General features: G+C 32.5%; 12 protein-coding genes. 7 read left to right on the top strand and 5 right to left on the bottom strand.

The genetic code is table 11. From position 1 onward, the window contains the following. Positions 1–76: 76 nt before the first annotated feature. Positions 77–238 (bottom strand): hypothetical protein, encoded by a 162-nt coding sequence (locus BUA99_RS15250; RefSeq protein WP_200778660.1) that lies wholly within the window; start codon positions 236–238, stop codon positions 77–79. Between the two features lie 338 nt (positions 239–576). Here BUA99_RS15250 and pyrR point away from each other — a divergent pair, with 338 nt between their 5' ends. From pyrR to BUA99_RS08510, 6 genes are all read left to right on the top strand, one after another. Next, entirely contained in the window at positions 577–1,116 is a 540-nt protein-coding gene (gene pyrR / locus BUA99_RS08485; RefSeq protein WP_072990833.1) for a bifunctional pyr operon transcriptional regulator/uracil phosphoribosyltransferase PyrR, read from the top strand. A 43-nt stretch (positions 1,117–1,159) separates the two neighbouring features. Continuing rightward, positions 1,160–2,086: an aspartate carbamoyltransferase catalytic subunit gene (locus BUA99_RS08490; RefSeq protein ID WP_072990835.1), complete on the top strand. Its 927-nt coding sequence runs from the start codon at positions 1,160–1,162 to the stop codon at positions 2,084–2,086. Positions 2,087–2,160: 74 nt separating this feature from the next. Then, entirely contained in the window at positions 2,161–2,493 is a 333-nt protein-coding gene (locus BUA99_RS08495; RefSeq protein WP_072990836.1) for a ribonuclease Z, read from the top strand. A 58-nt stretch (positions 2,494–2,551) separates the two neighbouring features. Next, positions 2,552–3,457 carry a ribonuclease Z gene (locus tag BUA99_RS08500; protein WP_072990838.1) on the top strand — a complete coding sequence of 302 codons (906 nt, stop codon included), beginning with the start codon at positions 2,552–2,554 and terminating at the stop codon, positions 3,455–3,457. A gap of 71 nt (positions 3,458–3,528) precedes the next feature. Continuing rightward, positions 3,529–4,173, top strand: coding sequence for a pyridoxamine 5'-phosphate oxidase (gene pdxH / locus BUA99_RS08505; RefSeq protein WP_072991451.1), 645 nt, complete (start codon positions 3,529–3,531; stop codon positions 4,171–4,173). Between the two features lie 159 nt (positions 4,174–4,332). After that, on the top strand, positions 4,333–4,836 hold the full coding sequence (locus BUA99_RS08510; RefSeq protein WP_072990840.1) for a CAP domain-containing protein: 504 nt from the start codon (positions 4,333–4,335) through the stop codon (positions 4,834–4,836). A 353-nt stretch (positions 4,837–5,189) separates the two neighbouring features. Here BUA99_RS08510 and uvrB read toward each other — a convergent pair whose 3' ends face one another. The 3 genes from uvrB to rlmF form a co-directional block, all read right to left on the bottom strand. Beyond that, positions 5,190–7,181 carry an excinuclease ABC subunit UvrB gene (gene uvrB, locus BUA99_RS08515; protein ID WP_072990841.1) on the bottom strand — a complete coding sequence of 664 codons (1,992 nt, stop codon included), beginning with the start codon at positions 7,179–7,181 and terminating at the stop codon, positions 5,190–5,192. Between the two features lie 124 nt (positions 7,182–7,305). Continuing rightward, a complete protein-coding gene (locus BUA99_RS08520; RefSeq protein WP_072990843.1) occupies positions 7,306–10,392 on the bottom strand; it encodes a TonB-dependent receptor in 3,087 nt (1,028 codons plus the stop codon). Between the two features lie 214 nt (positions 10,393–10,606). After that, positions 10,607–11,566: a 23S rRNA (adenine(1618)-N(6))-methyltransferase RlmF gene (rlmF, locus tag BUA99_RS08525; RefSeq protein WP_072990845.1), complete on the bottom strand. Its 960-nt coding sequence runs from the start codon at positions 11,564–11,566 to the stop codon at positions 10,607–10,609. A gap of 172 nt (positions 11,567–11,738) precedes the next feature. Between rlmF and BUA99_RS08530 the strand changes: the two genes are divergently transcribed. Then, positions 11,739–12,605: an alpha/beta fold hydrolase gene (locus BUA99_RS08530; RefSeq protein WP_084673509.1), complete on the top strand. Its 867-nt coding sequence runs from the start codon at positions 11,739–11,741 to the stop codon at positions 12,603–12,605. A 3-nt stretch (positions 12,606–12,608) separates the two neighbouring features. On the opposite strand, the gene BUA99_RS08535 is transcribed toward BUA99_RS08530, so the two are convergent. Beyond that, the gene (locus BUA99_RS08535; protein WP_072990850.1) at positions 12,609–13,271 is read right to left on the bottom strand and encodes a thiamine diphosphokinase; all 663 of its coding nucleotides are present in this window, start codon (positions 13,269–13,271) and stop codon (positions 12,609–12,611) included. Positions 13,272–13,491 lie beyond the last annotated feature (220 nt).

Consider the following 13,491-nt stretch of genomic DNA (forward strand, 5'->3'; position numbering starts at 1 on the left):
TTATATAAAAAAAAAGAGCATGATAAAGTGCTCTTTTTTTTGTTTTTATAGACGCATTGAACTTATTCTTCGCTTTTTATTTACCGCCAAAGATTTTACTGATGATAAAGATAATTATTGCTATGACAGCAACTACTACAAATATACCAACTCCAACGCCGGCTTTAAAAATTCCTTCGATTACTGAACAGCTTGAAAATGATATTAATACTATAAAAAGCATCATTAAACGTGTCATTTGTTTTTGCATGATAAATTAGTTAAGGTTGAAGTGTAAATTTATAAACGGAGTATAAAAATAGCATTACATAATTATTTTAAAAGATTATGGAATTTTAGTAAGTGCTATCGGAACACTATATCTGCATAAATTAATGGGAAGTGTTATACTTTAAGTAAATCGAAAGTTATTATAAAATGGTAAAATTTACTTTTTATATTTTTTATTTGTCTTGTTTTCTCTAAGGAAAATTCTCTGTGACTGAGCAAGATAATATGATTTGTATTCTGACTAATAAATTTTTAAATCATTAAATGGAATTAGTATATTTGTACAATTAAAGAATTCAAACCATTATGAGTCAAAAAGTATTACTTACTGCTAAAGAAGTTACTATTATTTTACATCGTTTGGCTTGTCAATTAATTGAAAAACATTTTGATTTTTCAGATACTATTTTAGTTGGAATTCAACCACGTGGCGTTTTTTTGGCAGAGCGATTAAAAGAAATATTGGAGAATAAATATTGTACTCCAGAAATTAAACTGGGTTATCTTGATATCACTTTCTTTAGAGATGACTTTCGTAGGACAGATAAACCATTAGAAGCTAATAAAACTAAAATTAATTTTATTGTCGAAAATAAAAAAGTGATCTTTATAGATGATGTGCTTTTTACCGGACGAAGTATTAGATCAGCTTTGACCGCAATACAATCTTTTGGACGACCGTCTGAAATTGAGCTATTAGTTTTAATAGATAGACGTTTCAGTCGTAATTTGCCTATACAACCTGATTATAGAGGAAGACAAGTTGATGCAATTAATGGCGAAAAAGTAAAAGTAAGTTGGAAAGAAAACGATGATGAAGATGGAGTTTATTTAATTACAAGTTAGAAATTATTAAGACTAACTATTAAAAACTAATAACCGTAAAAAAATGAAAGAATTAAGCGTAAATCATCTATTAGGAATTAAATACATCAATAAAAATGATATTGACCTAATTTTTGAAACAGCCGATCATTTTAAAGAGGTAATAAATAGACCCATTAAAAAAGTACCTTCATTACGAGACATTACAATTGCCAATGTTTTCTTTGAAAATAGTACAAGAACAAAACTCTCTTTTGAATTAGCCCAAAAACGCTTGTCAGCTGATGTTATTAGTTTTTCAGCAGCTCAATCTTCTGTTAAAAAAGGAGAAACACTTATTGATACTGTTAACAATATATTATCTATGAAAGTAGATATGGTTGTAATGCGCCATTCCAATCCTGGCGCAGCTTATTTTTTATCAAAAAATGTGAAAGCAAGTATTGTAAATGCTGGTGATGGAGCTCATGAACATCCTACACAAGCTCTATTAGATAGCTATTCAATAAGGGAAAAGTTAGGCGAAGTAGCTGGAAAAAAAGTAGTTATTGTTGGTGATGTTTTGCATTCTCGAGTTGCATTATCTAATATTTATGCTTTGCAAATGCAGGGTGCCGATGTAAAAGTATGTGGTCCAAAGACACTAATTCCAAGACACATAGAGTCACTAGGAGTGAGGGTTGAACCTAATTTAAGAAAAGCACTCGAATGGTGCGATGTTGCAAATATGTTGCGTGTTCAAAATGAGCGTATGGATGTAAATTGTTTTCCATCAACGCGAGAATACGCACAGCAATATGGTCTTGATAAAGTACTTTTAGATTCCTTGAATAAGGAAATTGTGATCATGCATCCGGGACCCATCAATCGTGGAGTTGAAATTACTAGTGAAGTTGCTGATTCTAGCCAATCAGTAATTTTAAATCAAGTGGAAAATGGAGTTGCAATTAGAATGGCGGTAATTTATCTTTTAGCCTCTAAAATTCAATAAAGTAGTTGATATTTGCGTAAATTAGCTATCTAAGCAACTAACCTCCGTGCTAACGGATTCTGAAACGAAGCAAAATGAAAGTAGATCAAAAATCCCATACAATTACTATCAAAGATACGCAGGGTGATTTCACTGGTTTTTTAATGAAAGTAACGCATCAATTTAAAACCTTTGAAAATTATAATATTATTATCGATTTACAGCAGCATAATGAATTATCGTTGAGCCATGTTAAGGAATTTTTACCTCTCTCAAAGCAACATAAAAAGACTAAGAAATCATTTGTGATTGTAGTTTCTGGCGTCGATTACAATGCTATACCGGCAAAATTGACGGTTGTTCCATCACTTTTAGAGGCTCGAGATATTATCGAAATGGAGGAGATAGAAAGAGATTTAGGTTTCTAATAAATTTTCTTGTGTTTTACTTTTTTATTATGAATCCCAAACTGAAACTACAAAAAAATTGAAATTAACAATATTAGGTTGCTACGCGGCTACACCTCGAACATTTACTAATCCTACTTCACAAGTTTTAGAAATTAAAAATCGCCTTTTTTTAATAGATTGTGGAGAAGGTACTCAAGTTCAATTACGAAAAAATAAAATTCGATTTTCTAAAATCAATCATATTTTTATTTCACACTTACACGGAGACCATTTCTTTGGATTAGTTGGTCTCGTTTCTACTTTTACTTTGTTGAATAGGGCTAGCGATTTGCATATTTATGGTCCAAAGGGGATCAAAGAAATTATCATGTTACAGCTTAAATTATCAAACTCTTGGACAAACTACGGTTTGTTTTTTCATGAACTCGAGTCAAGAGAAAGTGAAACCATCTACGAAGATGATAAGGTTATTGTGAAAACTATCCCATTAAAGCATCGAGTTTATACAAATGGGTTTTTGTTTCAAGAAAAGATAGGAGCGCGAAAACTTAATTTAAATGCAGTTCAAAATTTTGAAATTGATAAATGTTATTTTCAAAAAATTAAAAATGGCAGTGATATTACACAAGACGATGGAACAATAATTAACAATGAAGTATTATCGTTTGATCCGCTACCAGCAATGAGTTATGCGTTTTGTTCAGATACAGTTTATAACGAATCGATAGTTCCCATTATAAAAAATGTAGATATTTTATACCATGAATCTACTTTTTTACAAACAGAAGAAACCTTAGCAAAAAAAACACTTCACTCGACTGCTAAAGAAGCGGCAACGATAGCTGCTTTAGCTAGCGTTAAGCAATTAATTTTAGGTCATTACTCGACAAGGTATGAAAGTATTGAAAAATTTAGAGAGGAGGCTAAAACTATTTTTAAAGATGTCTTGTTAGCTGATGACGGGAAAAATTTTGAGTTTTAGAATACAATATCCATTTAAAAAAAAGAAGTAAGTTATCGAAAATGCTATAATATTAATTTGAAATGAAAGATATGAATGACTTAAGCAATTATAGAAAATCCTATGATAAAAATGAATTGTTAGAATCAAATATACCAGAGGATCCCATAAATTTATTTAATCGATGGTTCCATGAGGTTGAAGAATTTGGTGGCGATAGTGAGGTAAATGCAATGACTGTCTCTACTATAGGTTCAGATGGTTTTCCTAGAGGACGAGTAGTACTCCTCAAAAAATTTAGTGAAGAAGGTTTTATTTTTTATACCAATTATAACTCCGAAAAGGGAAAAGCAATTATAGAAAATCCTAACGTATGTTTATCTTTTTTTTGGCATGCGCTCGAAAGGCAAGTAATTATAAAAGGTGTTGCTACTAAAACTGCTACAATAATTTCAGATAACTATTTTGAAAGTAGACCAGACGGAAGTAAGTTGGGTGCCATAGTTTCTAATCAAAGTGAAGTGATTCCTTCGCGTGAATTTTTAGAAGAAAATTTAAAGCAATTAGAAATGAATTATGAGGGAATAGTAATTCCTCGACCTACTCATTGGGGTGGATTTTTAGTTAAACCTATAGAAGTAGAATTTTGGCAAGGTAGACCAAACAGACTTCATGATAGGATTCGTTACACAAGTAAAAATGAGTTCGATTGGAAAACTGATAGACTGTCACCATAATGTAAGATAAATACAGATATAAATTTTTTTATGATGTAGTTGATCGATTTTATTTGGTTGTTAAACGATTATTTTGGTATGTTTGATTAAGAAACAAACGCAATAATCAACATTAAAGTTTTTTGTCCCAAAAACTACTTTAAACTTAACCACTAAAATATGAAACTACTATCCTTTCGTACTTTCTTGCTAGTTAGCATGATTTACAGTATTTCATCTTGTTCGTCTGATAGTGTAGAAACTAGTATGGTTGATGCGGCGTCAGAAAAGATCGTTTCATATTCATACAGTTCTCTTGAATTAGAAACTATGAATTTAATAAACGCTCATAGGGTTAGTATAGGTTTAACTCCTCTGGAGAAAATCAATCATATGTCATACAAATCAGAAGAGCATGATAATTATATGATTACCAATAATGTTGTTAATCATAATGATTTTGTAGCTCGTTCAGCTAATATAATGAAAACTTTAGGTGCAAAAACGGTAAGTGAAAACATTGCTTATAATTATAATACTCCTGAATCGGTCGTAAATGCTTGGCTAGCAAGTCCAGGTCACAAAGAGAATATAGAAGGTAATTTTACTCATTTTGGTTTGGCAATTAAAACCAGTCCTACTAATGGTAGAAAGTACTTTACAAATATTTTTGCTAAAATATAAGTTGATTTTTTTTAAAAAAAAGGCTGTCTTCTCCCCAAAAGACAGCCTTTTTTATGCAGTAACTTTAACATAAGTGCTTTATGAAAACTACCGAAAGATATTTGCTAACTGCTTTTTATTAGTTGACTATTTAGTTATAAGATAAAAGTTGAGTTTTAAGAAGTAAAGAGAGAGATATGAAATCATATTTCAGTTACATTACTTAATTATTTGGTGTCAATCAGGCATTTACTTAGCATGATATAAAGATAATTTTACATCTTATAATTAATTGATTTGTGTAAAATGTATTACAGGACTTATCGCTAAGATGATAGTGCTTTGACATGTGATTGAATAAGCAAAATAAAATTTCAACTCAGCTGACCTTGCAGTCGTTTAATATCATCACGTAATTTTGCCGCTTGTAAAAAATCTAATTCTTTAGCTGCTTTCTCCATTGATTTTCGTTTTTCTCTAATTAACTTTTCAATGTCTGCTTTTGGTAAATAAGCCGTTACGGATTCTGCTGCGTTATCAATTGTAAGTCCTAATTCATAATCAACCAGTGTATTTTTAGTAAAAGCACTTTCGATTTTTTTATTAAGTGCCATAGGAATTACATTGTTGTCCGTATTGTAATTAATTTGTTTCGTTCTTCGATAAGTAGTTTCATCTATCGTTTTTTGCATGCTATTTGTAATTTTATCGGCATACATTATTGCCTTACCATTTAAATTTCTAGCTGCTCTGCCAATTGTCTGCGTTAGCGAGCGATGACTTCTTAAAAATCCTTCCTTGTCAGCATCTAAAATAGCAACGAGTGAAACTTCGGGTAAATCTAATCCTTCGCGAAGTAAATTAACTCCTATTAATACATCAAAAATTCCTTTTCTTAAATCCTGCATGATCTCGATACGTTCTAAAGTATCTATTTCAGAATGAATATAGCGGCAACGGATATTTACTTTGGTCAAATATTTAGCTAGCTCTTCAGCCATTCTTTTTGTAAGCGTGGTAACCAAAACGCGCTCGTCTATTTCGGCTCGAACTTGAATTTCTTCAATTAAATCATCAATTTGATTTAAACTAGGACGAATTTCGATAATCGGATCCAGTAGTCCAGTAGGACGAATTACCTGTTCAACAACTACTCCCTCGGTTTTAGCCAATTCATAATCTGCAGGAGTAGCTGAAACGTAGATAACTTGATTCTGCATAGCTTCAAATTCCTCAAATTTCAAGGGACGATTGTCCATTGCTGCTGGAAGTCGAAAGCCATATTCAACTAAATTTTCTTTTCTACTTCTATCTCCTCCATACATGGCGCTCACTTGCGATAGTGTAACATGACTTTCATCGACCACCATTAAATAATCTTTAGGAAAGTAATCTAATAAGCAGAACGGCCTTGTGCCTGGTAAACGTCCGTCGAGATATCGCGAATAGTTTTCAATTCCAGAGCAATACCCTAATTCCCGAATCATTTCTAAATCGAAATTTGTTCTCTCCTCTAGTCTTTTTGCTTCTAAATGTTTTCCTATCTCCTTAAAATAATCAACTTGTTTTACTAAATCTTGTTGAATTTCCCATATTGCAGCTTGTAATACATCTGGTGAAGTCACAAACATATTAGCTGGATAGATCGTCAATCTTTCAAATTTCTCTAAAACTTTAGAATCTTTAGTGTCAAAGCTTTCAATTTCCTCAATTTCGTCACCAAAAAAATGAATTCGATATGCTTCATCTGCATAACTTGGATATACATCAATTGTGTCTCCTTTAATTCTGAAGTTTCCCGGCGTAAAATCAGCTTCTGTCCTTGAATACAAACTTTGAACGAGTTGATGTAATAATTTTGTTCGGGAAATAATTTGCCCTTTTTCTATTGGAATTAAATTCTTCTGAAATTCGATTGGATTCCCAATACCGTATAAACAAGAAACTGATGCGACAACTAAAATATCTCTCCTTCCAGAGAGTAACGATGCTGTTGTTGACATTCGCATTTTTTCTAGTTCTTCATTGATAGATAGATCTTTTTCAATGAAAACTCCGGTTACTGGCATAAAAGCTTCGGGTTGGTAATAATCGTAGTAAGATACAAAGTATTCTACAGCGTTATTTGGAAAAAACTGTTTGAATTCAGAGTATAATTGTGCTGCTAATGTTTTGTTATGTGCTAATACTAAAGTAGGTCGCTGTACTTCCTGAATCACATTGGCTACAGTGAAAGTTTTACCTGAACCTGTAACTCCTAAAAGCGTTTGGAAAGGATCACCATCAATAATTCCTTGAGCTAATTTTTCAATCGCTTGAGGTTGGTCGCCCTTAGGCTGATAATCGGATACTACTTGAAAATTCATTTAATTATAGGGAAAATTTAAGAATAGCAAAGGTACAAAGTTTGTATTATTTATATACTTAAGTTTAAGCCAAAAAAAAATCACCATGCTTAACATGATGATTTTTAAAATGTAAAAGTTGCTCTTAAAAACTAAAGCTTAATCTTGCAAAAAGGAATCTTCCGTTCATTCCAAATTGAGAAGTGTTTCTAGAATATACAAATTGATTAGCATTTGATAAATCAATTGTTGAAGGTGCAGCAGTGTAAGCAACGGCACCACCTGCTAATGATGGTCTGATTGCTGATTGAGGTCCTAAATTTTCGTCTGGGTAAATATCAAAAATATTATTTGCTCCAATAACAATTTTAGCAGCCTCAGTGATTTTGAAACCTATAGACAAATCAGTAATTATCTTAGCCCCCCATATTGGGTGTTCTACTTCAACCACTTGACCGTTTACAATAGCACCTTCAACTCTTCCGTCTCCATTTGCATCAGCTGTATTTGGATCTGTTACTTTTCCGAAATAAACATTTCTCAAGAAGAAATCGAATTTTTTATAAGAAAGAGAGTTTGTTAAATTAGCTTTTACTCTAGGAATTGCTTCTTGTAAATACACTCTACTAGCCTCAGAATAATATCTATTTACTTGACCATTAGCCACTAAAGTAGGAGAACCTTTGATGTTGCCTACTCTATATGTTTCAGAAAAAGTTCCTGATAAATCTGTTTTCACAGACACATTATTTCCAAAACTTGTTTTATGGCTAATTACAATATCAATTCCTTTAGACTCTGTGTTAATTGCATTTGCAAAGAATGTAGCTGCGGTAGCTCCTGCAGCATCAAATTGAAGTTGAAGATCTCTTTGAGGAGTTCCAGCAGCAAATGTTCCTGATGGTCGAGCGAACTGATCAGTAAGAACTACTCTATCATCTATTTTTACAATATAAGCGTCAGCAGTTAAAGTTAGATTAGCTGTAGGAATCTTAGCAGTAAAACCTATACTAGCACTTTTTGACTCTTCTTGCTTCAATTTTGGGATTCCTAATGCTTGCGCAGGTTGAGAGTTATTACTAAAAGTTCCTACTTCAAATGGTACACCACCTACGAATTGGGTAGCTGTTGAATTAAAGTAAATTTGGTGTAATGATGGTGCTCTAAATCCTGTTGAAATTGCGCCACGCAAATTAACATTATCTGTTAATTTATAACGAGTGGCAACTTTGAAATTAGTAGTATTTCCAAAATCAGAATAATTCTCGAAACGAAGTGCTCCGTTCACTAACCATTTATCAGTGATATCTAATTCTAAATCAGTATATAAAGCGTAACTATTACGCCCTTTATCAATCGCATTCGATGGTCTAAATCCTGGAAAAACCTGAGCGCCTCCTGGTCTTTGTCCGTTATAAGGGGTTGAAGCACTTCCGTATATTGCACCAGCGTATCCACCGAGAACACCATCGTAAAAGTCCGTAACTTTAATATTATTTGGAGTTGTTCCTGTTACTGGAGATCCATTTATATCATATTGAAAATAAGAATCTGGTACGCCTTGACTAATTGAGAAATTTTCATGACGGTACTCTGCTCCAAAAGCTACATTTAACTTATCAAATTTTCTATTAATATCAAAATTCAGTGTGTTTTGGGCGAAAGCCAATCCACCAGCATCAAATTTAGTAGGAGAATTTTCTCTCATTGATGAATTGACAGTGTTTTCAATAGAATAATCTAAAGCATTTCTACCAAAAGTATTGCTTAAATCAAAATTCCAATTTTCAAAAAGCAACCCTCTAAGACCTGCAGCAATGGAAACATCATTAATTGTAGTATGAATTTCCGGTAAAAAACCATTTGGATATAATCCTGAATAACCTCTTGATTGATTTGGTCTTCTATAAAAACCTGCAGCTTCACCATCTCTATAGCTTGTTCCACCAAAAGCGTACGCTTCAAGTTTGTCATTTATAGGATAAGCAGCATTCAAAAAGAATTGAGCGCTTTTCAAAGAAGATTGTCCTACGCGCATATTAAAATCTTTTCTTTCTAATCCTCTATAAGCTAATTCACTTGCAGTTGCATCAAAATTTAAAGCAGTTTGCATTTGTGGAATTGTTGTAGCGCCAAGAATTGCAGTTTGTTGTGCACCTGTAAATGGTGAATAGGTTTTTATCGCAGCAAGTAATTGAGTAGATGCTAAAGGAGAAATATTATTAATGTTTCCAAATAAAGCATTAATATTTGTACCTCCAGCTGCGGCTCTACCTTCTACTGCATTGTACGCATTGAATAAAGTTCCGGTTACATCTTTTGCTCTGCTAGTCGCATCTCTAAGTTGGAAACTTGCAGTAGCATTAATGAAACTTTTTTCTTTACCAAGACCAGTTCCGTAGTTTAGGTCTAATTGATAACTTGCTCCATCAACTCCACCTGAATGGTCATTTGCGCCTTTAGAAAAATTTCCTCCAGAAAAAAGATTAACATCTAATTTATTGGTATTCTTCTTCACATTAATGTTTATTACGCCAGCAATAGCGTCAGATCCATATTGTGCGGAAGCTCCATCTCTTAAAACTTCGATTTTTTCTATTGCAAATGCTGGAATAGCATTTAAATCTGTTCCTACAGATCCACGTCCAGGAGAACCGTTTATATTTACTAATGCGGAGGTGTGTCTTCTTTTTCCGTTGACCAATACTAGAACTTGATCAGGTCCTAAACCTCTTAATTGTGCTGGATCTATATGATCAGTTCCATCTGCCACAGTTGTAGTATTTGATGTAAATGAAGGCGCAACCATGTTCAAGATTTGATTTAGATTTACCTGTGGTCCTTGTGAAGCGATTTCTTTCATAGAAATTACATCAATAGGCACTGCAGATTCAGTCACTGTTCGTGTGGGGTTGCGAGATCCTATTACCACTACATCTTGAAGCGCTTCGCCACTTCCTGTTAATGTTACATTGATCACTGATCCTTTTACAGTAATAGATTTTGTTTCTAATCCCACATAGGAGAATTGTAGAACATCTCCCAGATTGGCGGTGATTGTGAATTTTCCATCAATGTCTGATGTGGTTCCTTTTTTAGTTCCCTTGAGAACAACTGTCACTCCAGGTAGAGTTGCATTAGATTCATCGGTTACAACGCCTGATATTTTAATTTCCTGCGCTGCTAAACCGATTGAAAACAATAAGGTTAGAATAAATAGTAATTTTTTCATTTTAGGTTATTTAGGTTATTTGTGCTAAATTACTACTTAAATTACGTTAATATCTCTTTTAAAAATTTGATTTTATGTTAATTGTTGAATTATTCTTTTAAAGGTCTTTTTATTGAGTTATAAATATTATTAGTACAGAATGATTTTTTTTATGACACTAATCACTATCTAAACAGTATAATTTACTTTAGAACTGTTACTATATAATAATTTATCAATCAAATTTCCAATCCTTCTGTTGCGCTGCAGTCATAAAAGTCCATGCAACTATTCTGCTTGTTTTTTGGCCTTGAGCCATATTAATGGTTTTAATTTCGACTGCACTGACTTTATTAAGTGTTTTGTAAATACTAGAAAGATTTTCTTTTTTAGACACTAAAGTAGTAAACCACAAACATTGCAACGGATACTTAGCACTTTCGTAAGCCATCTGAGTAATAAAGCCAAGCTCACCGCCTTTGCACCATAATTCTGAATTTTTTCCACCAAAGTTTAAAATGGGACTTGTATTTTTATCGTTAAAGTCTCTTGTCTCTAAATTATTTACTTTCCGAATAGTACTTTTAGTAGCTTCCTCTTGAGAAGCATGGAAAGGCGGATTGCAGATAGTAAAAGTAAATCGGTCCTCAGGAGTAATAATATTTTTAAATATAAATCTTGATTCTGTTTGTAACTGTAAGCTCACAACATCTATCAGTTTAGGATTTGCAGCGATAATATTTTTGCAGTTTTGGATAGCATTTTCATCAATATCAGTTCCTACAAAATTCCAACCATAAGTAGTATTACCAATAATTGGATATATACAATTTGCGCCAATGCCTATATCTAACAATTGAATTGTTTCTCCTTCGGGTATAATGCCGTTGTTGTTTGCTGCCAATAAATCAGCTATATAATGAATATAATCAGCTCTCCCTGGTATTGGTGGACAAAGATAATCCTTTGGAATATCCCAATCATGAATATCGTAATGGTGGATCAACAATGCTTTATTAAGCGCTTTGACAGCAGCGGGATTGCTGAAATCAATGGTTTGGATTTGATGTTCGTTTATGCCAACAAATTCTTGTAATGCAGGATAATCAACAATTAATTCATCAAAATTATATCCAAATCGATCTTGATTTCTAGAATGTAAGTTAGTTTTTTCAGTATTGTGTTTCTCTTTCATTTTCTATATTTCGATGTAAAGATAGTCATAAGTGCTTTGTAAAAAAACTAGGTTATTTTTTGAAATTAGAAACAATAAAAAATAGTCATCAAATATTTTTATACGCACTTTGTAAAATAAAAACGGGTACTTTTATGTACTCTATTATTCCGTTCAGATAAAAATTAAAAATATGATTTTAAAGTCCAATCGAATTCTTTTTAAAAAACGATATATCGCTTTTGTTTTATTGATTTCCTATATAGTAGTCTGTCAATCTTGCATGACACTGCGATTTTCAAGGAATGAAACCGTCAAATATTTTAAAAAAAATTCAGTAGCTTTTCAGGATAGCACTATAAATTTTGATGGAAATAATATTCATTATATTGAAACAGGTGATAAACGGCTACCACTTTTGATTTTTATTCACGGTTCACCAGGAAGTTGGAATGCTTTTAAGGAATATCTCGTAGACACTTTATTGTTAAAAAAATATAGAATGATTGTTATTGATCGGCCAGGTTTTGGTTACAGTGATTTTGGTGAGGCACAGAACTTGAGTGTTCAGTCACAAATTATTTCAGCATTTATAGATGCGATTAGAAATGAAAAGCAACTGATTTTAGTAGGACATTCGGTAGGCGGCCCAGTCGTGGCAAAATTAGCAGTAGATCACCCGGATTGGTATTCAAACATTGTTATACTTTCTGGATCAGTAAACCCAGAAGCAGAAAATCCTGAAAAATGGAGAAAGGTTGTCAAAGTTTCGCCTTTTCGGTATTTGATTCCAGGTGCATTAAGACAATCTAATGATGAATTGTGGTGGTTAAAAAAGGATTTATTTGATTTACAGCCAGAGTTAAGTAAAATAAATACAAGTGTTACTATAATTCATGGAACTAAGGACTTTCTAGTACCATACAGTAACATGGTATTCATGAAAAAGAACTTTGTAAACGCAAAGTCAATTGATACCATAACTATCGAAAATGCAAATCATTTTATTCCCTGGAGTCATTATAAAATTGTTAAAAATGCTTTAATGAAAATACATTAACAATTAATCTATGCATTCCATTAATAACATATCACCTTCATTATGTTCAATAGTGACAATTCCGTCTTGAGTTACATGATTACTACTTCCTGTTCGAAAACCAATTGTTAATGAATCATCTTTCAGCGGATAGAATAAGTTTTGAGAGTGTATTCCAGTTACATGACCAACGGGAATCAAGGAAATGGGAGTGTTCGCTGTATACCATTTTTGAAACTTTCTAGGTAGTAGGAAAACTTTTGAGTGATCGTCAAGGATAACTATTTTTATCAAATCCCTGTAGCGTACAATGTTAGTAATGTTTGTTATTGTATGATCTGCTCTTCGTCCTGTTGCCCAAATTACATTTACAGCAGGAATTTTTCTTTCTATTAGATAATCAAATGCTTTTTCTAAATCGGTTTTATTTTGGTCAGGGATCTCAATTATTTCTATCGGATACTGCAGGATTCTATATTTTTCAGAATCGAAATTGCGATCGAAATCACCTAAAAGTACATCGACTTTAATGTCTAATTTAATGACTCTTTCCATTGCGGAATCTAATACAATGACTAAAGGAGACCATTCTAATAGTTGACCTAATAATTCGGGAGTACAGGATGCACCATTTGCGATAATTAGTGCTGGTTCTTGATCATCGCGAACGATATGATGTGAAGACATTAAGATTTTTGTTTAAGAATTAGGATAAGATAGTGCGTCCAAGATATAAAATAATTTCAATTTAAAAAGATTAAAATAAACGATTTGAGCTGAAATTTCTTCGTTTTGTAGCCTAGATTGAAATGAAAAGCTTCACGCAGCTAAAAAGTATTTTTTCTTGGTCTTGCAAAGCGACTAAAAGAAGCTCTTGTAAGAACAATAGAAAAAATCTTTTTTGCAA

The organism is Flavobacterium segetis, assembly GCF_900129575.1.
In the GTDB taxonomy this organism is placed as follows: Bacteria; Bacteroidota; Bacteroidia; order Flavobacteriales; family Flavobacteriaceae; genus Flavobacterium; species Flavobacterium segetis.

Excerpts from the sequence above, each read along its gene's own strand:
- BUA99_RS08495 (WP_072990836.1), top strand. The coding sequence starts at position 2,161 with ATGAAAGTAGATCAAAAATCCCATACAATTACTATCAAAGATACGCAG.
- BUA99_RS08510 (WP_072990840.1), top strand. The coding sequence starts at position 4,333 with ATGAAACTACTATCCTTTCGTACTTTCTTGCTAGTTAGCATGATTTAC.
- uvrB (WP_072990841.1), bottom strand. The coding sequence starts at position 7,181 with ATGAATTTTCAAGTAGTATCCGATTATCAGCCTAAGGGCGACCAACCT.
- BUA99_RS08490 (WP_072990835.1), top strand. The coding sequence starts at position 1,160 with ATGAAAGAATTAAGCGTAAATCATCTATTAGGAATTAAATACATCAAT.
- BUA99_RS15250 (WP_200778660.1), bottom strand. The coding sequence starts at position 238 with ATGACACGTTTAATGATGCTTTTTATAGTATTAATATCATTTTCAAGC.
- pyrR (WP_072990833.1), top strand. The coding sequence starts at position 577 with ATGAGTCAAAAAGTATTACTTACTGCTAAAGAAGTTACTATTATTTTA.
- BUA99_RS08520 (WP_072990843.1), bottom strand. The coding sequence starts at position 10,392 with ATGAAAAAATTACTATTTATTCTAACCTTATTGTTTTCAATCGGTTTA.
- pdxH (WP_072991451.1), top strand. The coding sequence starts at position 3,529 with ATGAATGACTTAAGCAATTATAGAAAATCCTATGATAAAAATGAATTG.
- rlmF (WP_072990845.1), bottom strand. The coding sequence starts at position 11,566 with ATGAAAGAGAAACACAATACTGAAAAAACTAACTTACATTCTAGAAAT.
- BUA99_RS08535 (WP_072990850.1), bottom strand. The coding sequence starts at position 13,271 with ATGTCTTCACATCATATCGTTCGCGATGATCAAGAACCAGCACTAATT.
- BUA99_RS08530 (WP_084673509.1), top strand. The coding sequence starts at position 11,739 with ATGATTTTAAAGTCCAATCGAATTCTTTTTAAAAAACGATATATCGCT.